The sequence below is a fragment of the Clostridium algoriphilum genome (assembly GCF_020443705.1).
GTDB lineage: Bacteria > Bacillota > Clostridia > Clostridiales > Clostridiaceae > Clostridium_AD > Clostridium_AD algoriphilum.
This window is the reverse complement of the sequence record NZ_JAIZZK010000016.1, coordinates 18,688-43,871: the sequence shown is the minus strand read 5'-3', so window position 1 is coordinate 43,871 and position 25,184 is coordinate 18,688. Positions and strand designations below refer to the sequence as shown.

The window sequence follows — 25,184 nt, the reverse complement described above, 5'->3', positions numbered from 1 at the left end:
ATGAAAAAGTAATTTATACATAAAGAGGAGAGATTAATATGCGAAAAGCATTTATTTGCCCAACCAAATACGTACAAGGTGAGGATGAACTATTAAATTTAGGATACTTTGTAAAAAGTTTTGCAGGATCAGCTCTATTAATTGCTAATAGTGAAGATGTTGCACGTGTTAAAGATAAATTAGATTTAACAGCTAAAAAATTTGGGGTTTCTTTTATAGAAAGTGAATTTATAGGTGAATGCTCAAGACGAGAGGTTGCAAGATTACAAGAGGTTGCTAAAAATAATAAATGTGGTTGTATAATCGGTCTTGGTGGCGGTAAAGCAATTGACACTGCTAAATGTGTTGCAGAGGGAGAAGCATTAATTATAGTTCCAACTATAGCGGCTACAGATGCACCAACAAGTCACTCGGCGGTACTTTATACACCAGACGGAGCATTTGATGATTATGCTTACTTTAAGCAAAGTCCAAGTGTAGTTCTTATTGATGTATCAGTCATTGCAAAAGCACCAACTCGTTTCTTGGTTTCAGGAATGGGAGATGCATTATCAACATACTTCGAAGCAAGAGCAACTTCAAAATCATATTCTAATGTTAATGCAGGATTGCCTTGTGGCGTTAGAGAAGGTTTATGTGGTGAAGCAAAGGGAACAAATACAGCATTAGCACTTGCTAAGCTGTGTTATGAAACTCTTATGAAGGATGGAGTAAAAGCAAAAGCAGCTTCAGATTGTAATTTAGTAACACAAGCATTAGAAAATATTATAGAAGCAAATATTCTTTTATCAGGGCTTGGATTTGAAAGCGCAGGACTTGGTGGAGCTCATGCAATTCATGATGGATTAACTATTTTGGAGGGAACTCATAAATACTTTCATGGTGAAAAAGTAGCATTTGGTACAATCGTTCAGCTAGTACTCGAAAATTCACCTACAGAAGAAATAAATGAAGTATTAGATTTCTGTTTAGAAATTGGATTGCCAGTTTGTTTGTCAGATATAGGAGTAGATAGTATTACCAAAGAAGAACTTATGGCAGTAGCTGAAAAGGCATGTATTCCAGAAGAATCAATTCATGCTATGCCATTCCCAATAACTGTTGAAGCTGTAGCTGCATCAATTATAACTGCAGATAAAATAGGTAGAGATTATAAAGAAAAGAGGTCTAACTAATGAAAAAATTAATTAATAGTCCGGAAACTGTAGTAATGGAAATGTGCAATGGTATAGTTTTGGCACACCCAGAATTAGAGTTTATTAGAAAATATAAAATAATAAAGAAAAAAAATATTAATAAAAACAAAGTAAGTCTAATAAGCGGAGGCGGAAGTGGACATGAACCAGCTCACGCCGGATTTATAGGCAAAGGCATGTTAGATGCAGCGGTGTGTGGAGATGTATTTGCCTCTCCATCTCAAATCCAAGTATATCAAGCAATTAGAGCTACTGCTAGTGATAAAGGAACATTATTAATTATCAAAAATTATAGTGGAGATATGATGAACTTTAAGAATGCAGCTGATTTAGCAATTGAAGAGGGTATTAAAGTTGATTATGTTAAAGTAGATGATGACATTGCAGTTAAAGATAGTCTGTATACTGTAGGACGTCGTGGAGTTGCTGGAACTGTGCTAGTACATAAAGTAACAGGTGCAGCAGCAGAACTTGGATTATCACTAGAAGAAGTTAAATTAGTTGCGCAAAATGCTATTGCAAATGTTAGAAGTTTAGGATTTGCATTTACATCATGCACTGTACCAGCTAAAGGAACTCCAACTTTTGAATTAGCAGAAGATGAAATGGAATTTGGAGTTGGAATTCATGGTGAACCAGGAATTAAGAGAGAAAAAATGGCTACAGCAGATGAACTTGCAGAAAAAGTTGTAGATTCTATTTTAAAAGATATGAAAATAGATGGTACAAATAATGAAGAGGTTGCATTATTAATAAATGGTTTTGGAGGCACGCCACTACAAGAATTATATTTATTTAACAATTCAGTTGTTTCAAAATTAGTAAAGAAAAATGTTAAAATAAACAGAATTTTTGTAGGGAATTATATGACAAGTATAGATATGCAAGGTGCTTCTGTATCAATTATGAAATTAGATGCTCAGCTTAAAGAGTTATTATCAAAAGAAAGTGATACTCCAGCATTTAAGGTTTCGGGTCCAGTAGATCAAGTGGAATATGTAAGTTTAGACACTTGTAGTGACAATGCAGATGCAGTATCATTTAAGGTAGAGACAGATGAAAGATTTGCAAAGCTTAATAATGAAAAAGTAAATTTTAACAATATGATTTATATTATTGATAAAATGAGTGAAGTTATTATTGACAATGAAGTTCCATTTTGCGAGTTAGATTCTCATGCTGGAGATGGTGATTTCGGTATGAGTGTAGCAAAAGGATTTAAACAATTAAAAAGAGAATGGAAAGAAATTCTTTCAGAAAAACATTTGAGTATTGGAGAATTTTTAAATGCATGTTCTTTGGTAATAATGGAACATTGTGGTGGAGCATCAGGTCCAATATGGGGGTCAGCATTTAGAGCAGCGGGTAAACAGCTTGGAACAAAAACTGAATTAACAGTTTTAGATTTTGCAGAAATGATGAAGGCAGCCGCTAAAGGAATTCAAGTTGTAGGAGAACGTTCTTTTGGAAGAGGAGCTGTAGTTGGAGATAAGACTTTAATAGATGCATTAGTTCCATGTGCCAATTCTTTGATGAAAAGTGCAAAAGAAAACATAGCTTTCAAAGAAGCATTTGTAAAAGGAGCTAAAGCAGCAGTTGAGGGAGCTAAAAGCACTGAAAAAATTGTGGCGCGTATGGGTCGTGCAGGAGCAGTTGGAGAGAGAAGTTTAGGATATCCAGATGCAGGTGCAACAGGACTCGCTATAATATTTACAGAAGTTTCAAATTCTATAAAATAATAATTCACTTTAGTATTTAATACTAAACCCCGTAGATAGGTTAATATAACTGTTTACGGGGTATTTTGTTGTTCAGTGTATTGCCATCAGTCCATCTAGCTGTAAGCATTCTAAAACCTCTTTTGTACTTGGCAAATAATTATAACATAACAGCTTTTATTATTGAGTTTTGCTTAACGAAACTTGAGCCAATACTTTTGCTCGAACTAAATTTGAACTGAAAGTTGCAGCATATTTTGTTTCAATTATTAAATTTAATACCTTTGGGTTCTCATCAAACAAAAATTCTGCAGTTAGTATACCATCTGTTTTATTTCCTGTCTGTATTCCTACCACTTGTCCACCTGCGTTGTTTATTTGCTTTTTTAACTCTGTGTGATAAATTGCCTCTATTAATTTTTCAGAATCTGCATTTCTCAAATCATTTACGAAAGTATTGCATGTCAAAAGTCTATTCACACTCCTACTAATTATTAAATGTGAAATATAGATATATAATTACAGCATAAAATATACTAAAACTATACACTAGTTATGATTCTGTAGTTTTAACCAAGCTATTTTTTACAATTAAAGGCTTAATTCTCAATAGTAAGTTTTCAAAATAGTGGAGCTGTCATATTAAAACTAACCTCACTATTAGTTTAAATATGCAAGAGATTTCAATCAGTGATGAAATGATTGGTTGTGAACCAGAGCGTATTGCAAAAACAATGTCGTTTTTCCTCGACGAAAAAGCTGTTCTGATTGTAATGGCAGGCGACGACATGGCATAGATATAAAATAAGAAAAAATGTATTATAATTTCTATTATAGTAATTGTAGTTACGTTTCTTAAAGGCGATTTAGTAGGATATGACACAGAGGTTATAGCAGAAAGTGCTCAAATAAGGGAGTGTGATGAAAATGGAACTTAGTAAAAATAAAGCATATTCTGTATTGATAAACTATAAAAACGGTGATGAAGTTTTAGATTTAGCGTTTGGTGTCTGGGGAAATAATCGAAAGATATCATACGGTTTAACCAATCACAGTGTTTCTGTAGAGGTTAGAAAGATGGTGAAGTTTTCTGGGGATGAAATGATAATTAAATCAAATACTAATGATAAATTTACTTTTAAAATAATTAACGCAAGTGATTATAAAAAATTCAAAGGAATATTATTCAGTGAGAATGCCCCACCAATAGCGAATGATGAAGAGGTTCAAGAATATATAATGTCGCAACCAAGATATTAAATTTCGAAAATAGAAAATCTGGGAATAAGTAAGCTAAGTAAATTGCCTTAATGATGAAGGTATTTACTTGGCTTATTTTATTATTTCAGAAAAAGGAAGTGAATGAGTTGAACAAGGTTAACTTTACTCAGAATTGTTAGCAAGAATAAACTGTTCCCAGTTTCTTCTATGGGGTCTGGACAGCCACCTAAAAAAAGGTAATAAAGCAGAGACATGAGTAGAATGACCTGTTTGATTAAGATTTAAATGAGAATAAGCTGAGTAGAAATGTTTATTGTGAAGTTTATTTTCTTTACATTTATTAGGTTGTTGGTGCGACCCCATTGTAAAATATGGAAGCGTATGCGGACAGATTTTACTTGCTAGTCACCTGAAAATAGGGAGGGCTGGTTCTATAAAATAATATTCAACATGACTATAATCTTTTATAGATGTTTTACGTTTATTGGCTTGCTGACACGACCCCGTTACAGAAATTGGTAACGTAGAGGACAAGTTCTGTTTGCTATTAATTCTTGATAAGAGAAAAATTAAGCCAGTGGAAATAGTTATTTTTTATTTAACTTAGGAATATCATTATTATGTTTAAATATATATAACATAAGGAAAGTAATTTACATTGAAGCGATGAAAGTTGGTTGCAGTTTAAACATTGTACTTGATGATTCGAGTAATTGTGGTTATAAGAATTGATATAAAGTATTTTTGAGGAGGCTTTTTATATGGTTAATTGCTGGTGGATTGTTGGTAATGAAAAAGTACACGGCTTCGATCCTGACAAAATGAAGACAGGAGAATTACAGCAGTATGGGATACGAAGTGGACACAAAAAAAGACAGCTATTTAGTTATTTCTCTGATGTACAGGTTGGAGATAAGGTAGTTATTTACAAGACAGATAATGAAAGTATAAAGTATATTTCCGGGTTAGGAATTATAACAGAAAAACTAAAAAATGATATCATTACATTTAAGAAGATAGTTCATTTAGAACGGAAACTGTGGTTACTAGAAATAAGAAAAATTGATGCCCTTAAGAATTTAGAATTTTTAAATGCTAAAATTGGACCGATTACAATATCAAAAATTAAACCTGAAGAATATTATGCAATCCTGGTGGAAGTAAGAAAGAATAATACGATACCTGTCGAGTTGGATCTTAGTTCTGTTATTACAGTTAAAGATACTTATTCCAATAAATTAAATCAAGACGTGCAAAAGGAACCAAGCAATGGGTTAGACGGCATCCCAGATAGAAAAGAAAATTTAATATGTAGAGTTGTAAGAGATTCTAATCTTACTAAAACATTAAAAAAACAGCACGAACATAAGTGCCAAATATGTGGAGAGGCATTGGAACTTGGGAAGGGAATATATTATTCAGAAGCCCACCACATTAAATCTTTGGGAAAACCTCATAATGGCCCAGATATAGTGGAAAATATAATAATTCTTTGCCCAAATCACCATGTCTTATGTGACTATGGTGCTATGGAGTTGAAAATAGAGGATATTAAACAAAGAGATGTACATGTTATCGGGAAAAAATATGTCGACTATCATAATAAGAATATTTATTTTGGGGATGAATTATAAAAATGAGTACCTGTATTTATGAAAAAACTAGAGGCCCTAAAGATCAGCCTATACTAATTGTAGGAGATTCCCCTTCTAAAAATGTTAAAAATGTAAGGGCAGTACTTGATAGAAATCATGGGATATACAATAGTATAATTATTCCAATTAAATATTATACTGAAAAATATTTGAGTAAATATAATTATAAATTGGCTGAGTGTTTTAATGATAAAGAAGATATATTTAGATATGTCAATGCAATTGAGGATAGTGACAATAAAAAAGGGTTAAATCCGGAAAAGGAAGAAGAAAAATTACTAAATTTAAATGAAGAAATTTATGATAAAAATAAGGTGTTTAAGTATAAGATTATAATTTGCCTTGGTGATTTTGCTTATTTTGCAGTAAGAGCTGTATTAAAAAGTTATGAAGGTAATGAACAACATAGATATGGTACTAAAAACAAATATAACATTAAAACAATAGGTGAACATTTTAGTAAAAATTCCGAAGTAGATATTGAAAAAGATATATACATTTTACCTATATTACACAATATTTCAAACAGGATAAATGACATAGATAAGTTAAGAGAATTCATACCCGAAAATAAGAGAACAAATTATATTAGCTATTATTGTTATGTTGGGGAATGTTTAGGTAAGATCTTAATTAATGATGTTAGTAAGATGGATAAATATATGAATTATCTACATCATATTATTTTATAGCCACCTGTTATGCCAATAATACCAAAGCATTCCTTCACAAGCTAATCAACAACCACAACAAGTTCTATGTAAAAGAAGAAACTCATTCAGCTAAGATTGCCTAAGTAAAATACCAGCAGCTCATCACTGAACTGCCCCCTGTCAAGTAGCAAAACAAGTTGTGTTTACAATTTGTTCACGTGCTCCGGGGGTTTTTATGAGCGAAGCGAATTTGCTAGAGGATATACTTCCGAGAGCTAGAGGGAAAAAGTAGAATATTTTTATAACAATTCACTTAATAATTGCTAATATATAACGATAATAAAATATCATTGTTAAAGAGGAAGATTATAAATAATACGAGAGGGGTGTATTGCATTGAAGAAAAAATCTAAATTGATTATTATAATTGTCAGTGTATTATTGCTAACAATAGGGATAGCAATACCTATTACAACGGGTATAAAGAAAACTCAGCAAATTAAAAAAGAACAAGCAATTAAAGTAGCAGAGACAAAAAGATTACAAGATAAAGCTAAAGTAGATAAAATAATTGAGGATAAACGAATAGCCGATAAAGTTATTAGCGATAAGATTATTGCAGAAAAAGTAGAAGCTCAAAGGGTTGCAGACAAGAAAATAGCGGATGAAAACGCAAGAATTGCGAAGATAGCAAGCGATAAGATAGTAGATGAAAAATTGAGACTTGCAAAAATAGAGAGTACAAGAATCGCTAATGAAAAGACACAATCAGTTAGTGCAACAACAAATTCAAGTAGTGTAACTATCCTAAATTATACAATTGATGGTAAGTATATATCAGCATGCAATTATCCAAATGGAGCAACGCTACAATTCAAAATAGGACAGACGCTTCGTATAAAGGGGAATTTAATTAATGGTGCAACAGAAAGAGTTATGATGAGTATGATGGACTCAATAGCAAAAGATGCTTATAATAGCGACTCTAAAGATATACTAATGACATCTGTTGGTGGTGGAGATATAACCATTGTTCCCGAAAAATATGATTGGGATAGTTCTTATAAATTCTATATAGTTGTAAGTAATTAGATGATAAGGAATATAAATACAAAGAAAAGCTTCCAGTTTTTATTACGACCTCGGAGGTCGTTAAATAAACTGTAAGTTTATTTATTCTAATGAAAGAACGAATAGGAAGTGAAAATTGATGGAGATAGCTTTTAAATTATTAACGCAGTTTTGGTATCTATGGCTCTTAATTATTGCAGCGGGGGTATTGGAAGTTTTTATGCCTAAAATCAAAGGAGCCATTGGTGAGAAGTCTGTTGCTTTTCTCTTATCAGGTCTTGATAAAACAAAATATAGGTTAATTAACAACATCATGTTACAAGTAGGTAACAAAACAACACAGATAGACCATGTAATAGTATCTAACTATGGTATTTTTGTAATAGAAACTAAAAATTATAAAGGATGGATTATTGGTAATGAATTTGATGATAATTGGAAACAAGTAATTTATAAGCACAGAGAAAAACTACATAATCCAATAAAACAAAATTATGGACATATACAAGCATTGAAAGAAGTTTTAAATGGTTTTGAAGATATAAAGTATATTTCAATAATAGCTTTTACAACAAGGGCGGAGTTAAATCATCTCCTTCGGAGCTGCAATATTAACGACTTCAGAAGGAGAGTTATACACCCACTGAAGTTTTCTATTTGTTAGGGTATGTAACTCCCACTTATAAAATGAGGAGACTTTCCTTCTGAAATGTCGTTAAAAGTAAGATCAAAAACAGATGTTGTGTACACTATAAATTTGCCTAAAATAATTAAGAAATATAATATTGAGAATATAACTGATTTAGTTAAAGAAGATGTATATAAAAAATTAATTTCTTTAAATGTTGATAGTAAAGAAACTAGAAAAACTCATGTAAAAGCAATTCACAAGACCTTAGCTGAAAAAGAAATTAAAGTTAATAGTGGGTTTTGTCCTGAATGTGGAGGAAAATTAGTATTAAGAAATGGAAGGTTTGGTCAATTTAAAGGATGTGGGAATTTCCCTAGATGTAGGTTTATTTCAAAATAGAAGTTAACTTCCGTAATAAACTATGGGGGGGAGTAGTCACTTAAAAATAGGGAGGGCTGGTTCTATTATAATCTTTTATAGATGTTTTACATTTATTGGTTTACTGACACGACCCCGTTACAGAAATTGGAAACGGAGTGGGCAAGGTCTGTTTGCTTATTTATAAGCGTAAAGAAAAGTTACACAATCCAATAAAACAGAATTATGGTCGCGGAGTTAAAGGTAACATCAAAAACAGATGTAGTGTATACTATAAATTGCCTAAGACAATTAAGAAATATAATATTGAGAATATTACACTGTTAGAGAAATAAATTGTGTTCATAATTTATTTACGACCCTTGAGGGTGTTTATGAGTGAAACGAGTTTGCTATTTTTTATAAGCAAATCAAATTTGCTAAATATAAATAAATAGATGTATAATATCGGTGATTAAAGTTATAAGGGGGAAGAGTATGGCTGATATAAATTTAAATAGGATTTTCAATTTTTACAAGGAAGTTCCGTTATCTGAAGAATTAAAACCATTTATTTCAGAGAAAGAAAATGTACATTTTTGTGTGAAGACAGTTAGGGATATAGCGGTATTTACAGATAAACGTATTCTAGTTGCTGATAAACAAGGAATTACTGGTAAAAAAATTGAATATTATAGTATACCTTATAAGAGCATAGTTACATACGCAGTTGAAACTGCAGGATTTTTTGATTTTGATTCGGAAATAAAACTATTAATTTCAGGTGGCATAAAAATAGAAATGAAATTCCTTAAAGATAAAAATATGGCTCAATTACTTTTTAAGGTTTATCACTTATTAAATGATTTTGTTATATGCTAGAAATATTTAAGCATCTGTACAATCAGGTGTTTTTTTATAGATATTTTTAGGAGAGTGGCACGAGTCCGTTATAGAAATTGTTAACGCAGTGAAAACTTCTGTTTGCTAAAAGAGCTACTACAAATTATTGTAGTAGCTCTTTTAAGTTATAAATAGAGCGAGTAACTATATTTTTAATAAATCTGAAAAAGTTTGTCTTCTTGCGGGATTGCTTTGATTAGTAAAATCAACTTGTTTATACCAATCAACTAGTGCATTTATCTTATCTCCAGTTAGTTGATTATTACCTAAGAATATAAAATATCCAGTTAAATATGTTATATAATCAATTCTATTAGGTATTTCTAATTTTTCTATTTTTATAAATTCTATAGCTTTATCAACATTTTTTAATGTTATATCAATTAATTCTAAAATTTCCGTTTTACTTTTAAACTCATCCATTAGCCCGAACTTATAATCTGATGCAATAGGTGCATAATTGTTTGAATGTTTTTTATTTAGAATAACTTCATAGGATGGATTTAACATAGCCATAGGATAGGATACCTCTGTAGTTTTCATTTTAAAAGCATTCTCTGTAAAATAATTTATTTTGTCTGTGAAGACTTGTACATAATCTTTATATATATCTATATTCTTTGATCTCTGTTTAGCTATATCCATCTGTATTCTAGTAACTCTACTTCCCGCATTGTTCAACACCTCAAACCATTCTATTTGATCCTTTTCAGTTAGGTCCTCAGCCTTATTTATTGTATAATTATATGATTTAAACTTAATTCTTATTTGCAAAAGTAAATTTTTAACATCTTCCTTTGATAAGAAACTCTTATTTTTACAATATTCAAATATACACTCATCATTTTTATTTAAAAGTATCCCTACAGGTACTTGGCATTCTTGTATATTCTCTTCAAGTATTTTAAACTTACCTTTATTTATATCTAATACAATATTTTTAAAATCTTTATGGTTAATGTAAGCCTTATAATTACAAGTAATTCTTTGCTGACCATCACTTACAGAAAGCTTGTTTCTTAAATCACCTTCTATTTTCTCTCTATCAATAAAACTAACTTGATCTACTGCTACAGCAAGATTTTTTATTTCATTCATTGATATTGGTGATACCGGTGCATTTCCTAATAATTCATAATTTAATAAGCTAACATTTTTTTCTAAAGTCCAACATACATCTCTTTGATATAATGGTAACATTATCTCTTTATTCTCAACCTCTTTACATATTTCAAAAATAGGCATTTGATGTGTTTTATTTGTTGGATTAAATGAAGCTGCTTTTTTTAATTCTTTATTCATTAATACTGCTCCCCTTTATAAATTACTTTTAGTATTCAACTTATCAATAGATATGCTTATACAGTCCACTAGGTTAATTACAACATATGGTAAAGAATCTAGTTCCAAAAACATATATATACATCATATTCATGAATGCATTAAATTATTATAATTAGTGAGTAAAATAATAAATGATATAGCGATAAAAGGAGAATTGGTAAAAAATCAAGAGGAAAGTTTTAGCGAAGCCAATTATATTAACATTTTATGTGGTGATAGATAAAATATAGATGCTTCAGCAATGTATTTCGATTTTGTGCTGAGTAATGAAATAAGTGTTGAGTAAATAATTTATTTAACATTATTTACTGAAGAAGATGCATGTTTCATCAAATTAATACTTTAGATAGCAAAACAAATTGTGGATACAATTTGTTCACGTACCCCAGAAGCTTGAGCGAAAACTAATTTCTATGCAACTTTTAAATAAATACATTGCACATAATATTCACATTACTCTTACATAACGATTTAAACTATAGCAAGAACAAACTGTTCCCAGTTTCTTCTATGGGGTCTGGACAGCCACCTAAAAAAAGGTAATAAAGTAGAGACATGGCTAGAATGACCTGTTTGATTAAGATTTAAATGAGAATAAGTTGAGTAGAAATGTTTCTTGTGAAGTTCGCTTTATTTACATTTATTAGGTTTCTGGTGCGACCCCATTGTAAAATATGGAAGCGTATGCGGACAGATTTTACTTGCTAGTAATTTTTACAGATTGCATATAATTTTGATTTAGGTTGGTCAAGAAGATATTCTCTTCTGTTAAAACTTTTGACACCATCTTCTTCGTCAAACTTGAAATATTTATTACTTGTTGCTATCCTTATTTTTTCTGTTTGAGCTTTTAAAATGCCTATGTACCTTGTTGAAGGCATTGGCAATACAAGTTCTTTTTTATTGATGTCAGCGACAGTATATTTTACTTTTAGTTTGAGTATATCAATGAGTATCTGTTCTGTATCTTTCATAGATGATGGATAATTACCATTGGTTACTCTCCAATTCCTAATGTATGTGAAGAAACCAATGTAATCTTGCAAATATTTGGTGCTTACATTTACCATATGCCCATAGATATAATTTTTTATATCAGCATGAAGTTCATTAACTCTTGCCAGAGAGAGACTATTAAGAGTTTTTAGTCCTGCAAATTCGTTATAGGTCTTGACACCCCTGTTTGAGATATAATAAATCATATTGTTTCCGTAAAGACTTTATAAAATTTTTTTATTTTTTTCTTCGGTGTTTTTTGATTTTGTAGGATTACTATTAGCAAGAACAAACTGTTCCCAGTTTCTTCTATGGGGTCTGGACAGCCACCTAAAAAAAGGTAATAAAGCAGAGAGATGGCTAGAATGAACTGTTTGATTAAGATTTAAATGAGAATAAGTTGAGTAGAAATGTTTATTGTGAAGTTTATTCTCTTTACATTTATTAGGTTGTTGGTGCGACCCCATTGTAAAATATGGAAGCGTATGCGGACAGATTTTACTTGCTAATTTTGATTTATTATACAAATTTAGGAGGAATATGATAAAAGAATGGAGAAAGATTGTTAGTAGAATGTTTTAGAAGTATGTATGGGCATTATGTCTATAATCGGAAGTTGAAAAATTCAACACTTAATTGATTAGTGTAGGGAAAAAGAATAATGTCGATATGTCGAAATAGTAGAATTATACGACTTATGAATGATGTAAAACAACTCAGCAAACTCAACTACATCTAATTGGGCAATATAGAAATGGATTTACATCAATACTGTTGCACCATTCAAGTCTTTCAGAACAAAAATACGAAAGTGAAAAAAGTTGCAACAAATATAAAAATCTCAAATATAAACTTCAATTCCTAGAGCTGGTTAGAAGAGTTATCATCATTGCTAAAAAACTAATATACTAAAGGTATTATAACTTACTAGTGATACTGAGAACTATATCATAAATAAATAAAAACTTTATCAAAATTCTATATTGGGATGAGAAAAATGAGGAGTATAAGAAAAAATACTCCTCATTTCTGTTATAGAAATATTAATATCAGTGTATTTGGATTAAGTAAAAAAATCAATTATTGTTGACTATGCAACAATAATGCATTATACTTATATTGTTGCTTACGCAACAAAAACATTTTACTTGTATTTGTTGAAAGGAAGTGAACAAAAAACATATGTTGTATTCAGAATTATTACTTGATCAATTTACAGAACTTTTTGAAAAACACGATGCATTAGATAAATTAAACTCAAGAGAAATTTTACATAACTATGGACATTCGGAAATCCACTGCATTCACCTAATAGGTAAATTAGAACAGCCAAATGTTACAAAAATATCATTAAAGTTAAAAATGGATAAAAGTGCTATTAGTAGAATAGTAAAAAAATTATTAAATAATAGAGATATTGAAAGTTACCAATCAGAATGTAATAAAAAAGAGATTTATTACAAATTGACCCCAAAAGGTCAAGAATTATTTGATGAACATTTAAAAATACATTTTTCTGGGAGAGAAAGAGATAAAAAGTTTTTTGAAGAACTTGATGATAATGATTCGCACATTGTAAGCAAGTCCCTAAGTAAATATATCAAATACTTAGAAATTCAAATAGAGAAATTAAAATAAGGAGTGATAAATTTTGTTAATAGATTTAAGCGTAAAGATTACCAAAGAATCCAATAAAAATGTTTTAAATAATGATGAGGCAAAAATGGCTTCATTCGGTCATTTGGGAACTCATTTTGATGTAATGGACAAAGAGTTTCCGCTAGAATATACAAAGAGGGACGCTATAGTATTTGATGTAAGTCAGATATTAGATAAAGACATTGATGTATCAGATATAGATATCAATTTAGTGAATGAAAATATGTTTGTTGCTTTTTACACAGGATATATAGAAAAAGAAGGATATGGTACAAAAACTTATTTCACATCACATCCACAGTTATCGGATGAATTAATTACTCAGTTGGTTAATCGTAAAATTTCAATTATTGGTATAGACTTTGCGGGAGTAAGACGTGGTAAAGACCATACACCTAAAGATCAATATTGTGCAGATAGAGATGTATTTGTTATTGAAAATTTATGTAATTTATATAAAGTTTTAAATCAAAAAAAATCAATTAAATTTACAGCTAATGCATATCCAATTAACTTTGCAGATATGACAGGATTACCTTGTAGGGTAGTAGCTGAGAGGGAATAAATATTATAATGCAATTTGTTTTGGAATATATATCAATAGGAAAGCAATATGATGGATCAAAATAAACAATTTTAAAAAATTGCTAACTATTTAGTGAAAAAGCTCAAATAGCCAAGTTTGAGTGTTATATATGTAAATTCTAAATTAAAACTTCTATATATCGTATAATGGAGGTTATCATATCCTCCTGTGTTCACAAAACATTGATGTTATGGCACTAATGAAAGATTTAAGTAAAATGTAGTAGAGGAGAATGAAACGATGAGAAAGAATTTTGGAGCAAAACCGTACACATTACCGCAGCCGGTTTTTATCATTTCCACCTATGGCGAAGAAGGTACACCAGATGCGATGCTTGCCGTATGGGGAGGTATCAGCAATGAAACTGAGATATCAATATGCCTCAGTGCACAACGTAAGACTGTGAAGAATATCCTTGCCCGTGGGGCGTTCACCGTTAGTATGGCAGATGCGGCTAACGTTGTAGCCTGTGACTATGTAGGAATTGAATCTGGTAATAAGGTGTCTGACAAATTCGAAAAAGCTGGCTTTCATGCGGTGAAGTCTGAGTTTGTAGATGCACCTTTGATTGAGGAACTGCCAATGGCTCTGGAGTGCAGAATGAAAAGTTACGACGAAGAGACCTGGAGAATGGTGGGAGAAATCGTTAACGTCAGCATAGATGAGCGTATTCTGGGAGAAAACGGGAAGGTATCACTGACGAAGTTTGACCCGATTATTTACGATTGGATGAGTAAGGATTACCTGAAAGTCGGAGAAAAGGTCGGCAATGCGTACCGTGATGGATTGGCACTAAAATAATAGACCAAAGCTGTGTAAATTCAAAAAAGAGAGGCAATGAAGTGTTCAGAACTGGTTGCAGAGTAGATTATCAGATGAGCAGTCTAAAAAATTGAGTATGCCTTAGTGTTAATAATCCCTACAAGGAATAAAATGTTACTTGTAGGGATTTTTATTCTATCATGGAGGTCATTGTGAAAAAAATACAAATATAAGTAATAAGAATTATTAGTTTTTATATTGTGCTAATGAACAATATTCTTTTAAAGCGTCACAACTACTAAAATCGAGTAATCTATAAGAACACTGTAATATTCATAACTGAATTTATGGTGTTTTATGTTGTATCAAATAAATTATGAAATTATTTAAAATAGCATTGATTTTTATACCAATATTATTTTATTATGTTTGAATTTATTATTTTTCGCAACGAGACAAGTCCATATTTAGATGTACTTAGTGCTTAAATAATCACGATACCTTATTATAAAATAGGTGTTTAAAAATTAATTTGTCTGATTATTATCATATGAATGACAATTAAGAATGATGTGTCTACTAGGTCTTAATATCCAAGGTGAAATTATGACTAGAGACTAGATATTATAAAAAATAGATGATGAATATATAGAGTAAGTAGCAGTTCATAATTGGCTGTGGTGATATTTTTATAAATCATACAAAAACAGTACATATTGACAAAAATGTTACATTATATAAAGGTAATTGGAAAACAATGTAGAATTATAGTTTTGAAGACTTAAATGATTAGAAATAGATAAATATGAAAAGACAACGGATATTCATTGGAACTTACACTGTTATTTTGATAGTAAAATATCAGATTCTAAAAAGAAAACATTTAGAAATTGTAAGCGTATCGCGATAGGGTATATAGAATATGAAGGAAGTGAAAATAGATGGAAATGCTATTTGAATTGTCAATGAAGTTTTGGTATCTATGGCTTTTAGTAATTGCGGCAGGGGTATTAGAAATTTTCATGCCTAAAATCAAGGGTGCAATTGGTGAGAAGTCCGTTGCTTTTTTCTTATCAGGTCTTGATAAAAGAAAGTATAAGTTAATTAACAATATAATGCTATTAGTAGGTAACAAAACAACACAGATAGATCATGTAATAGTATCTAACTATGGCATTTTTGTAATAGAAACTAAAAATTACAAAGGGTGGATTTTAGGTAATGAATTTGATGATAATTGGAAACAAGTAATTTATAAACACAAAGAAAAACTACAGAATCCAATAAAACAAAATTATGGACATATACAAGCATTGAAAGAGGTTCTGAATGACTTTAAAGATATAAAGTATATTTCAATAATAGCTTTTACAACAAGGCCAGAGTTAAATCATCTCCTTCGGAGCTGCGACATCTTCGCAGAAGATGCATTAACGACTTCAGAAGGATAGTTATACACCCACTGAAGTTTTCTATTTGTTAGGGTATGTAACTCCCATTTATAGAAGGGGGAGACTTTCCTTCTGAATGTCGTTAAAAGTAAAATCAAAAATAGATGTTGTGTACACTATAAATTTGCCTAAGACAATTAAAAAATATAATATTGAGAATATAAGTGATTTAGTTAAAGAAGATGTATATAAAAAATTAATCTCTTTAAATATTGATAGTAAAGAAACTAGAAAAACTCATGTAAATGCAATTCACAAGACTTTAGCTGAAAAAGAAACCAAAGTTAACAGTGGGTTTTGTCCTAAATGTGGAGGGAAATTAGTATTAAGAAATGGAAGGTATGGTCCATTTAAAGGATGTGGAAATTTTCCTAGATGTAGGTTTATTTCAAAATAGAAGTTAGCTTGAGTAACAAACTATTGGTATGGACAGTCACCTGAAAACAGGGAGAGCTGTTTATATAAAATATACTGATATACATATTTACCCAAGGGTCTGGCCCCTTACTTAGTTTGGAGGTTAAGCGGACAAGCTATGTTGCTACAGCAGACGTCGCAGGGAGAAAATAGGTCTATAAGTGTGAATATTACATAGGGCTGAAAGAGGTTTGCAGATGGTAAAGTCAGCTTAGCAAAACAAATTTTATCTGCAACTTGTTCATGTCCCCCATTTTTTTATGAGCGGGGCGAATTTGCTAACTTTACATAATGTCTTTAATCCAAAATTGAAAATTGACTTATCATTTAGAAATTAAAGAATTTTGCATTTTTATAATAGATATATACGTAAATAGAAGTGTGTTTTAAATTAAGTAGAATATATGAGTAAGGCCCTGAAATGTAGAAGTTAATAGTTCAATGTTTTTAATGGAGAATATAGCAAATGAATATAATGTGAGCAAATTTATCAGAGATATAAGAGTTATAGTAGGAAAGTTAATCAAATATTTAAGATAATCTGAAGAGAAGATTCAGACATTAAATGTGAAAGGAAAAATGATGATGAAGATTGTAATGGTCTCAGATTTACATATATATGATAGTACAGAAGGGTATATTAAAATACTTTATCATAGAATTGATAAAATGTATGAAGTTATAAATAGAGAAACAACTTTATTGGAAGAAATTGTTATATTAATGTGCGGAGATGTTAGTAATAATGGAAATGCGATATTATATGAAACCGCAAAAAAGATTTTTGAGTATATTCGTAATAAAGCAGGAAAAAGATGCATTGAGTTTGTTATGATTCCAGGAAATCATGATATTTGTAATAATGGGTTTGCTGCGTTTGATAGTTTTTGTGAACAATTCCAAATGGACGGTTGTAGATTTGATGATGATAATTGCTATTCTAAAAACGTGGAAAATATAAATTTTATATTAACAAATTCAGCTTATCATAAAGAGTTGGATTATGGGAATGTTGATGTAGAAGGAATAATTTTAAATGCAAGTTCTTACTTGGATAATGTATTAGTTACTCATCATAGTACTATAAGTGAAGATGATAATGATTCATCAGCTATACGAAATATGCCAAGATTGTTAGATGCAATTAATCAAAATAATATTATTTATCATTTACATGGACATACTCATGGAACTTATCCATATAAAATGGGAAATAACTGCCTATCCATAGGTGTAGGGGCATTATTTTTGGCTGCTCAAGAGATGGGGAGTCAATTTAATTTAATGTCAATTGTAAATGGAGAAATAGCGGAAATATGTAATTATATATATAGAATTGATAGGGATAAATTTCTTTGTGATCCTATTAAATTAGGTGATGAGGAAAAAAATATTATATATGTAGATCTACCTAATGAATTTAAGAAATATGATCAGTTAGAAAATTATATTCAAAGGTTTGTAGCACCATATGATATTGTACATCATGGAGGAATTAATATATTGTACAATCGGGAACAGATTAAAAAATTAGATGAAATTTGTGTAGAAAAAAGAAAAATTGTTTTGGTTGGAGATGCTGGCGTAGGAAAATCTATTGAGTTGAAAAATTTGGCATTTGTTTTGCAAAATCAATGTAAGACAATACCAGTATACATTCAGTTAAATTTATATGTTGATGAAACCATAGACGATTTAATTACTGAACAGTTTAAAGATATCCAGGTAGAAAAAGTTGTACTAATTCTTGATGGATATGATGAAATTGAAGCTAAAAATTTAAACACATTTGCTAGACGTCTAAATGTGTTTGCAAATAAACACCCAGAACAGATAATAGTTGTTTCGACTAGAAATAATTTTTATAAAAATGCCTTAGATAAAGCAAGTGTAGGGACTTTTAATGATTTCGCGGAGTATGCATTGTGTCCAATAGAAGAAAAAGACATAAAGGAGTTTTTAGAAAAGAAAAAAATTGATTCGGTACTTTTCTTTGAAGAAGTAAAAAGTAAGAACTTAAAAGAACAGATATTAAATCCATTTTTTCTAATACAATTGGCGGATCTTTTTTTAAAAGAAGGTTATTTGCCAAATCAAGATAAAACAATGGAGAAATTGATTTATAGTCGGTTTAAAGAAGATGAGATTAAGTATGCAGTAACAATAGATGTTGAAAATCAGAAAATTAATATTATAAATTCGTTGAAACAGTTGGCATTTGCTATGCAATGCTTAAAAAAGACATTCTTAATTAAAGAAGAATATCAAAGGTTATTGAACAGTGAGGAACGAAATTGGATAAGATACAGTGGAATATGGTGCAAAACAAATGGAAACAAGTGGCAGTTCGAACATAATAATTTTAGAGAATATTTAGCAGCAAAATATCTTTGTAAAAAGACATTATGTGAAATTATAGATCTAGTTACATATAAAAATAATAAAAACGAAATTAAAACTTCGTGGGTAAATACATTATCATTTTTAATGCTTATATATGGTGATGATGAATTAACTCAATGGTTAATTGATACAGCACCATCAATTGTAGTTAGATTCGAAATTTCAAGAATCGATGTAACTATTAGGGCTAATATACTATGTTCTATATTGGAAGATTACAAAAATAAAAACATGTGGATTTCTCGGAATCAAAATGATGAAGATGAGTTAGCTTTATTTGGGCAAGCTGAGAGTAGTATTGTCTATTTGATGAATGAAATTAGTAAACCTGCTAATTTTAGATCGCAATCAAATGCTTTACATATTATTGGTGCTATGACTGATTTTCTTGGAAGACAGGAAGATGTAAGAAGGTATTTGTTTGACTGCTGTTTTTGTAAGGATACAAGATGTTATGAAGTAAAAGCTGCAGTATTAGCTTTGGCGAATTCAAAACTATATCAAAAGGGCGATATTAATATTTTATTAGATAAATTTTCTGAGGAATATAATACAGAAATTAGGTATTCATTATATTGCTATATTTTAGAGCATAATTTGCAAAATGAATCTATAGATTATGTTTTGCAGGGGATAGACATATTAAATGTAAGAGGAACTGAAAATTTTAGTGAGAGATATAGGCTAAAAGATATTTTAATGATATTAAATGAATATGAATCTATCCATAAAACCATTGAATTTTTGATTACAAGCAAAGATTACTATGAAACCATGGAGTATTTTAACGATGTAATAAATACATTATGTATTGAGGCCGAGAAGATATATTTTGCTGGAAATAAAAAAATCTTAAATGATATTCGTGAAGTTTTTATCAAGGCATCTTCTCAATTTGAACATATATCAATGAATGAAACAAAAAAGTTTTTAAAGAATAGTAACAATATCTATAGTACATATGAGTATATACTGGAAAATTTAAAAGGTGATAATATTGTATTTTTGATTGAAGCTATTATGGATGAATCTTGTATTGACGATTTTATGAAGAGATATCAGGAAGATAAAATTAGTGATAAATTCCTGTTCAATCAGTATGTACAAAGACTTAGAAAGGGAAGTTATAGATATGATGAACTCAGGGACTTGTTGCTAAAAAAGGATAACATTGTTATAGAGGAAAAAGAGGTAATAGATTATGACTTGTTAAGAAAAGAAGGAGCACAAAAGTATTTTAATGCCTTATTTAGTAAGGAGAAATATCAAAAACTAATAAATGAATTGGCTAATATATTCAACGGGCTCAACACGGTTTATGATGACCTAGATCATATTTCATTTCAAAGAACCGAAAAAAGGTATGATTTAGATAAGGTACATTGGGACATAGCAAAAAATCAGTTTGAAAATCACAGAATTGTTGATTTCCTAAAGTATGTTGATTGGGAGAACTTTTCAATGAGTAACATTTACAGGGCAATAGAAAATAAACATGAGTTTATTATTAGTGAAATACAAGTAGATTACATTAGAGAGTACAGTTTAAAAACTGTTAATGAAATAGACTTCAATAAAGAATTTACTTTTGGTAAAGATGGAACTACTTCATTCTCATTGAGAGCAGTTTTGTGTATGTTTTTTGCAGAATATTTTTCAATTGAGTATGATCACCAAATTGTACTTAATATGCTTATGGTGCCAGCATTTGTTTTTGGTAAGGACAAAAATGGGAGAGAACAATTCTCTAAATATGTAATAGAGCGTTTAAAACCAGAAGAGATACAAGAACAAGTATGCATAAATATTAAAGAAAAGACTATTGAAGGAACATTGGCGGAAACATATTTGCAATATTGCAAAGAAAATAATATAGAATATGCTTTGTCTCTGGCTCTTAACGTTATTACTGATCAGGAATATTCAGAATGGACGAGAAGGAAGGCCTTGGATTATTTATGTGTAATAGCTGGAGATGAATATATATTTGAAAATATTCTGCCTAAAGCAGATACGGTATTATTGAATTTGATTATTGATAAGTTGATTCCCAAAAAAGATGTAAGACTTATCGAACGGTTAATAAAAGAAAATCAGTTATCAGAAGATGGAGTATTGTATCTTAAATCATTAATATTAATGGAAAGTGAATACGGATTAGAAAAATATTATGATATCGCAAAGATGAAGAATTCAATTCCAGATTTGACAGATGACAACAATACACCTCCAATTACTGAAGCCATAAGAGAAATAAAAGAAGAAAAAAATTTGGATTGTATTATTAAATTGTGTGAACTTTCTTTTAGTAAAGGGTTTAAAGATAATCGTTATTTTGGATTATATAATAGTGTTTCTAAAGCATTGAAAAATATATGTCAGAATGATGCTACTATAGTAATGGAAAAACTTGAAAAGGCTAAAAATGAAAACAGTGATAACGAAGAGTTTAAAAGTTTCTGTAACCATAATCTTGCTGAAATAAAAAACCAATTTTATAACCAACATGATGATCCATGGGAGATTGATGATATCAAAAAGTATATGTTAAATTAGTAGATTGGAGATAGAATACAAACAATTACAACTGCAGATTATTCTTATTATAAGAAGTTCATATAGCAAGAATTTGTACGTATATTAGAATTTAATTGTTATAATATTAATATACGTTTCCTTATTGTCTTTGTATTAAAAAATTTTCAAGTAATAGTTCATATAAGGGGGTGGTATACATAAAACACTATGAAGTTGCTACTGCAATTATTATAAATGATGATAAAGTTTTATGTATGCAAGGAAATGTAAATGAATATCAAGATATTTCACAACAGTTTCAGTTTCCAGGGATTGAAATAAAACAAAATGAAACAAACGAGGAAGCATTAGCAAGAGAGTTTATGGAAGAATTTGAAGCAAAAATTGAAATAGAGGATGAGTTCATTACTGTATCACATCAATATCCAACTTTTAATCTTACAACCCATAGTTTTATATGCAAATCATCTACAAACGACCTTGTGTTAAAAGATAACAGTAATTATAAATGGTTAACCAAAAATGAATTAGAAACGCTTCAGTGGGCAGAAGCTGATATACCTATAATTGAGGAGTTAATGCAGCAGTATAAAAGAGATACATTTCACACTGAATTACCACAAAGCTTAATAACAGGTTTTATTGACAAACTTCACCCTTCTAAACAAGAGTATTTACCTAGGTTGGTATTAAATGATAAAGTAAATGGTAAAAAAGTTTTGACAACTATAGATAAAGATTTAAGGGAGTGTGATGAATTTTGGTTCTCAGTTGCATTTTTAACAAAGAGTGGTGTTACAGTATTAATAAATTTGTTAAAGGAACTAGAACTGAAAAATATTAATGGTAAAATACTTGTTTCTCAATACCAAAATTTCACGCAACCAGAGGCATTAAGAACCTTATTGAAGTTTAAAAATATTGATTTAAGGATAGTAGTTAAAGGTGACTTTCATGCTAAGGGTTATATTTTTAAAAAGGGTAGCAGTTATGATTTAATTATTGGAAGTAGTAATCTTACAGCTAGTGCGTTGTGTGCTAATAAGGAGTGGAACTTAAAGGTAACATCTACCAATAAAGGAAAATTGGTTTCTGACGTTATTAGAGAATTTAATAATGAATTTAAATGCTCAGTAATTGTAAATACTGATTTTATTAATGAATATGAAAAAATATATAAGGCTCAAATGGCTTTCTCTAGGAAGGATGAAAACACCTTCGAAATTCTTCAAAATAAAACTGTTGAACCAAACTCAATGCAGATAGAAGCATTAAAAAATCTAAAAAAATTGCGATCTGAGAATAGAAATAAAGCTTTGTTAATTTCAGCAACGGGGACAGGAAAAACTTACTTGTCAGCATTTGATGTGAAGGCAGTAAATCCTAAAAAATTTTTATTTATTGTACATAGAGGTAATATTGCTAGAGCTGCTATGAAAAGTTATATGAAAGTTTTTGGCAAAAATAAGTCTATGGGAATGTATTCAGGAGGGAAAAAAGAAATTGATGCCGATTTTATATTTTCTACGATACAAACAATTTCAATAGATAATAACTTAAAACAATTCCATAAGAATTATTTTGATTATATTGTAATTGATGAGACACATCGCGCGGGTGCGGCTACTTATCAGAAAATATTAAATTATTTTGAACCTAAGTTTTTATTGGGAATGACTGCTACACCTGAAAGAATGGACGGTTTTGATATTTTCAATGAATTTGATTATAATATTGCATATGAAATACGTCTACATAGAGCTTTAGAAGAAAAAATGCTTTGCATGTTTCATTATTTCGGTGTAACTGACATTACAATTGAAGGGACGGTACTTGAGGAGAATGCATCATTCAATCTATTAATAGCAAAGGAACGTATAGATTGTATTGTTAAAAAGATGGAGTTTTATGGATGTGATAATGGTTGTGTAAGGGGGTTAGTTTTTTGTAGCTCTGTTGAAGAAAGCGGCGAACTTTCTATGGCATTCAATGAAAGAGGATATAATTCTGTTGCATTAAACGGCAAAAGTAGTGAAAACGAGAGGGCTGAAGCAATATTTAGGCTAGAGAGTGACATTGAAGTAGATAAATTAGATTATATTTTCACTGTGGACATATTTAATGAGGGTATTGATATTCCTAGAGTTAACCAGATAATTATGCTAAGACCAACTCAGTCTGCTATAGTATTTGTTCAACAATTGGGAAGAGGTTTGCGGAAAACTTATAACAAAGAGTATGTAACTATAATCGATTTTATTGGTAATTATAAAAATAGTTACTTAGTTCCAATAGCGTTGTATGGAAATACGTCTTACAATAAAGATACCTTGCGTAAGTTAATGGTTAGCGGGAGTAATTTAATACCTGGTGCATCTACCGTTAATTTTGATAAAATTGCTCGTAAACAAATATTTGCTTCTATTGATAATTCAAATATGCAACTTAAAAAGGACCTTGTTAAGGACTATGAATTATTAAAATTTAAGATTGGAAGGATTCCAATGATGATAGATTTTCTCAGTCATGGTTCAAGGGATCCACAACTTTATTCTGATTATTCTAGATCTTATTTTAACTTTGTGGCGAATCAGGAAGATTCTTTACAAAATTGTTTATCTACAGGAGAAGTAAAATTACTTGAACTATTTTCTAATGAAATCGCAAATACTAAAAGAATTGAGGAAGTCATTCTTCTTGATGAACTCATAAAGAATGAATCCATTGAAAAAGAAAAATTTAAAACTATTGTTTTTAATAAATATGGTATTCATGTTTCAAACGAAACGTTGAAATCAAGCATAAGAAACATCAATTTTGAGTTTGTAACCGAGAATCAAAATAAAAAATTAATAAGTGTAAGAGAAAAATATAATTTAAATATTATATCTTATAACAATGAGAAAATTTCAGCTGGAAAAGATTTGAAACTCTTAGTTACTAATAAAATTTTTATTAGTTATTTAAATGATATGTTAAACTATTCGAGAATAATATATGATAGAAATTTTGATAAGAACAAGTATGTTAATGGTTTTATATTGTATAGGAAGTATTCCAGAAAAGATGTTTTTAGAATTCTAAACTGGGATAAAAACCCTATAGCTCAAAATGTTGGAGGATACATTGTTAGTAGTGATAAAACTAATTGTCCAATCTTTGTGAATTATCACAAAGATGATAATATTTCTGATACTACTAAATACGAAGATGGGTTTATAAACAATTATGAATTTGAATGGATGTCAAAATCTAGACGAACTTTAAATAGTCCAGATGTTGTGGCTATTTGTAATTATAAAAAAGGGCTTAGGCTTCCACTATATATCAAAAAAAGTAATGATGAAGGAACCGATTTCTATTATATGGGTGATATGACACCAATAGATGAAAGCATAGAGCAAACAACAATGCCAGATGGAAAAGGCAATAATGTTTCGGTTGTTAAAATGAGATTCCTGATGAGTCAACCTGTTGAAGATTCTATTTATGAGTATTTAACGAGAGCGGATTCTTAATAAAATAATATGAATTAATACAGAGAGTATAACATCTAATTGAATATCAGCTAGGTTAGGATACCTAATGAATTTAATAAAAAAGTATAGTAATCTCTAAATGGA

The 25,184-nt window shown here is 29.9% G+C and carries 19 protein-coding genes and 1 pseudogene; 17 read left to right on the top strand and 3 right to left on the bottom strand.

Going from position 1 to position 25,184, the window contains the following annotated elements:
- Nucleotides 1-38: 38 nt before the first annotated feature.
- Nucleotides 39-1,175 (top strand): glycerol dehydrogenase, encoded by a 1,137-nt coding sequence (locus LGK95_RS12555; protein WP_226125132.1) that lies wholly within the window; start codon nt 39-41, stop codon nt 1,173-1,175.
- Nucleotides 1,175-2,935 carry a dihydroxyacetone kinase subunit DhaK gene (gene dhaK / locus LGK95_RS12550; protein ID WP_226125131.1) on the top strand — a complete coding sequence of 587 codons (1,761 nt, stop codon included), beginning with the start codon at nt 1,175-1,177 and terminating at the stop codon, nt 2,933-2,935. Before LGK95_RS12555 ends, dhaK begins: the two co-directional genes overlap by 1 nt.
- 159 nt (nt 2,936-3,094) lie before the next feature.
- Here dhaK and LGK95_RS12545 read toward each other — a convergent pair whose 3' ends face one another.
- Entirely contained in the window at nt 3,095-3,382 is a 288-nt protein-coding gene (locus LGK95_RS12545; protein ID WP_226125130.1) for a hypothetical protein, read from the bottom strand.
- A gap of 459 nt (nt 3,383-3,841) precedes the next feature.
- On the opposite strand from LGK95_RS12545, the gene LGK95_RS12535 reads away from it, so the two are divergent.
- From LGK95_RS12535 to LGK95_RS12505, 7 genes are all read left to right on the top strand, one after another.
- Nucleotides 3,842-4,174, top strand: coding sequence for a hypothetical protein (locus tag LGK95_RS12535; RefSeq protein ID WP_226125129.1), 333 nt, complete (start codon nt 3,842-3,844; stop codon nt 4,172-4,174).
- A gap of 722 nt (nt 4,175-4,896) precedes the next feature.
- Nucleotides 4,897-5,769: an HNH endonuclease gene (locus tag LGK95_RS12530; protein ID WP_226125128.1), complete on the top strand. Its 873-nt coding sequence runs from the start codon at nt 4,897-4,899 to the stop codon at nt 5,767-5,769.
- Nucleotides 5,770-5,771: 2 nt separating this feature from the next.
- Nucleotides 5,772-6,482, top strand: coding sequence for a hypothetical protein (locus LGK95_RS12525; protein WP_226125127.1), 711 nt, complete (start codon nt 5,772-5,774; stop codon nt 6,480-6,482).
- Nucleotides 6,483-6,839: 357 nt separating this feature from the next.
- The gene (locus LGK95_RS12520; protein ID WP_226125126.1) at nt 6,840-7,535 is read left to right on the top strand and encodes a hypothetical protein; all 696 of its coding nucleotides are present in this window, start codon (nt 6,840-6,842) and stop codon (nt 7,533-7,535) included.
- Between the two features lie 118 nt (nt 7,536-7,653).
- Nucleotides 7,654-8,178, top strand: coding sequence for a nuclease-related domain-containing protein (locus LGK95_RS12515; protein ID WP_226125125.1), 525 nt, complete (start codon nt 7,654-7,656; stop codon nt 8,176-8,178).
- A gap of 45 nt (nt 8,179-8,223) precedes the next feature.
- The gene (locus LGK95_RS12510) at nt 8,224-8,544 is read left to right on the top strand and encodes a topoisomerase DNA-binding C4 zinc finger domain-containing protein (RefSeq protein WP_226125124.1); all 321 of its coding nucleotides are present in this window, start codon (nt 8,224-8,226) and stop codon (nt 8,542-8,544) included.
- A 456-nt stretch (nt 8,545-9,000) separates the two neighbouring features.
- On the top strand, nt 9,001-9,384 hold the full coding sequence (locus LGK95_RS12505) for a PH domain-containing protein (protein WP_226125123.1): 384 nt from the start codon (nt 9,001-9,003) through the stop codon (nt 9,382-9,384).
- 165 nt (nt 9,385-9,549) lie between these two features.
- Here LGK95_RS12505 and LGK95_RS12500 read toward each other — a convergent pair whose 3' ends face one another.
- The gene (locus tag LGK95_RS12500) at nt 9,550-10,707 is read right to left on the bottom strand and encodes a GmrSD restriction endonuclease domain-containing protein (protein ID WP_226125122.1); all 1,158 of its coding nucleotides are present in this window, start codon (nt 10,705-10,707) and stop codon (nt 9,550-9,552) included.
- Nucleotides 10,708-11,453: 746 nt separating this feature from the next.
- Nucleotides 11,454-11,951 carry a hypothetical protein gene (locus LGK95_RS12495; protein WP_226125121.1) on the bottom strand — a complete coding sequence of 166 codons (498 nt, stop codon included), beginning with the start codon at nt 11,949-11,951 and terminating at the stop codon, nt 11,454-11,456.
- Nucleotides 11,952-12,464: 513 nt separating this feature from the next.
- Here LGK95_RS12495 and LGK95_RS12490 point away from each other — a divergent pair.
- The 8 genes and pseudogenes from LGK95_RS12490 to LGK95_RS12455 form a co-directional block, all read left to right on the top strand.
- A pseudogene (locus LGK95_RS12490) lies at nt 12,465-12,560 on the top strand (ClbS/DfsB family four-helix bundle protein); the annotation flags it as partial.
- Nucleotides 12,561-12,912: 352 nt separating this feature from the next.
- Entirely contained in the window at nt 12,913-13,383 is a 471-nt protein-coding gene (locus LGK95_RS12485; RefSeq protein ID WP_226125120.1) for a MarR family transcriptional regulator, read from the top strand.
- Nucleotides 13,384-13,396: 13 nt separating this feature from the next.
- On the top strand, nt 13,397-13,969 hold the full coding sequence (locus tag LGK95_RS12480) for a cyclase family protein (protein WP_226125119.1): 573 nt from the start codon (nt 13,397-13,399) through the stop codon (nt 13,967-13,969).
- 261 nt (nt 13,970-14,230) lie between these two features.
- Nucleotides 14,231-14,791, top strand: a complete 561-nt coding sequence (locus LGK95_RS12475) for a flavin reductase family protein (RefSeq protein ID WP_226125118.1) — start codon at nt 14,231-14,233, stop codon at nt 14,789-14,791.
- A gap of 902 nt (nt 14,792-15,693) precedes the next feature.
- Nucleotides 15,694-16,203 (top strand): nuclease-related domain-containing protein, encoded by a 510-nt coding sequence (locus LGK95_RS12470; RefSeq protein ID WP_226125117.1) that lies wholly within the window; start codon nt 15,694-15,696, stop codon nt 16,201-16,203.
- A gap of 76 nt (nt 16,204-16,279) precedes the next feature.
- Nucleotides 16,280-16,600: a topoisomerase DNA-binding C4 zinc finger domain-containing protein gene (locus LGK95_RS12465; RefSeq protein ID WP_226125116.1), complete on the top strand. Its 321-nt coding sequence runs from the start codon at nt 16,280-16,282 to the stop codon at nt 16,598-16,600.
- Between the two features lie 587 nt (nt 16,601-17,187).
- Nucleotides 17,188-21,579 (top strand): metallophosphoesterase, encoded by a 4,392-nt coding sequence (locus LGK95_RS12460; RefSeq protein WP_226125115.1) that lies wholly within the window; start codon nt 17,188-17,190, stop codon nt 21,577-21,579.
- Nucleotides 21,580-21,749: 170 nt separating this feature from the next.
- Entirely contained in the window at nt 21,750-25,079 is a 3,330-nt protein-coding gene (locus LGK95_RS12455) for a DUF3427 domain-containing protein (protein WP_226125114.1), read from the top strand.
- The last annotated feature ends 105 nt before the right edge of the window (nt 25,080-25,184 follow it).